General features: G+C 68.5%; 1 pseudogene. It reads left to right on the forward strand.

Features of this window, described 5'->3' with window-relative positions:
- Positions 1-243: 243 nt before the first annotated feature.
- Positions 244-776: pseudogene (locus tag AOK17_RS53295) on the forward strand (two-component sensor histidine kinase); the annotation flags it as partial.

Here is a 776-nt window from a genome sequence, read left to right on the forward strand (position 1 = left end):
CACCCAGGCGGCGGTGTTCGCGTACGAGTGCGGGCTGGTGCGCCCCAGTGGTTACTGAGGCACCTCTCCGAGACGGCCCTGGCACTACCCGTAGTACCTGAGAGGGACCTCGAATGACCCTTCTCACTGGTGACGACCGCTACGCCCGCCTCCGCCTACCGTTCTGTATGTGACCGAGACGACCCAGACGCAGACGACACCGCCAAGCGGTGGCCGGCCGCGCAGCCCCGAGTTCCAGCTGNNTGGCGTTGGCCGGTGGGGTGGCGCTGCTCATCTCCCTCGCGGGCAACGGCGGCGGTGATCTCTCGCAGCTGCTGACCGGCCTCCTCGCACTGGGCACGATCCTGCTGACCCTGCTCAGGCCGGTCGGCGCCTTCTGGGTCTCCCTCGCGGTGACACCGGTCACGGCCATGTTCGGCAACGACTGGGGGAGCGACTGGCCCTGGCTGCCCGGCGCCTTCGCGACCCAGTTGATCGTGATCACGGTCGTGGCGCTGAGGACCAGACCCCGCACGGCGGCCTGGATGTGGGCGCTGACCGCGGCGTACGGCCTGTTCGCGGAGGTCTTCTTCGGAGGCAGCCACTACTACACGAACACCATGCCCTTCCTGTTCGTGAGCGCGCTGGCACTGCTGGTCGTCACGGTGTGGCATGTGCGGCACGACGCCGCGCAGAAGGTGACCGCCCAGGAGACGGTGACCGCGCACGAGCGTTCCAAGCGCACCCTTCTCGAAGAGCGCACGACGATCGCCCGTGAGCTGCACGACGTGGTCGCC

Source organism: Streptomyces phaeochromogenes, from assembly GCF_001418655.1.
Taxonomy (GTDB): domain Bacteria; phylum Actinomycetota; class Actinomycetes; order Streptomycetales; family Streptomycetaceae; genus Streptomyces; species Streptomyces phaeochromogenes.